Source organism: Luteimonas sp. A277 (assembly GCF_054052045.1).
In genome coordinates, this window is record NZ_JBSVRG010000034.1 from 1 (window position 1) to 518 (window position 518).

General features: G+C 55.0%; 1 protein-coding gene. It reads left to right on the forward strand.

Annotated features, from left to right (window positions below; all coding sequences use genetic code 11):
* The first annotated feature begins 50 nt into the window (after nucleotides 1-50).
* A complete protein-coding gene (locus ACW7G2_RS14055) occupies nucleotides 51-401 on the forward strand; it encodes a DUF3024 domain-containing protein (protein WP_456976844.1) in 351 nt (116 codons plus the stop codon).
* Nucleotides 402-518: the final 117 nt, after the last annotated feature.

The window sequence follows — 518 nt, forward strand, 5'->3', positions numbered from 1 at the left end:
CGGCTTAACTCAAGTGTTAGGCGCCAAATCCAACTATCGTCGCAACTGATATGGCATTCAACGAACTCGAAACAAAACGACTGGAGAAGGTTGTCGGCTCGTTCGTCGATCAGCGTCGACCGCCGCCGCACATCCGGCCGGAGCTCGATCTTGCCTTCCGCATCAGTGGACAGAGCGTTGAGATCTTTGAGGTTCGTCCTCGCTGGAAGGGAGCACCCGGCGAGACCATGGAGAATTCAGTTGCAAAGGCCACTTACGTCAGGACCCAAGAGCTCTGGCGTGTCTTCTGGATGCGTGCAGATCTAAAGTGGCATGGCTATCCACCAATGCCGCGAGTCGGAAGCATCGATAAGTTCCTGGCGCTGGTAGCTGAGGACAAGCATGCCTGCTTTTTCGGCTAGCATTGGCGCCTAACAATGCGTTCAAGCCGAAACCGCTTCGTTCCGCAAACCACATGGCAGGTACAGCTTGCCATGTGGTTCGCTCCACTACGCGGTTCGGCTTAACTTAGGTGTTAG

What these genes read in the sequence shown, in the direction of transcription:
- ACW7G2_RS14055 (WP_456976844.1), top strand. Translation starts at nt 51, where the DNA reads ATGGCATTCAACGAACTCGAAACAAAACGACTGGAGAAGGTTGTCGGC.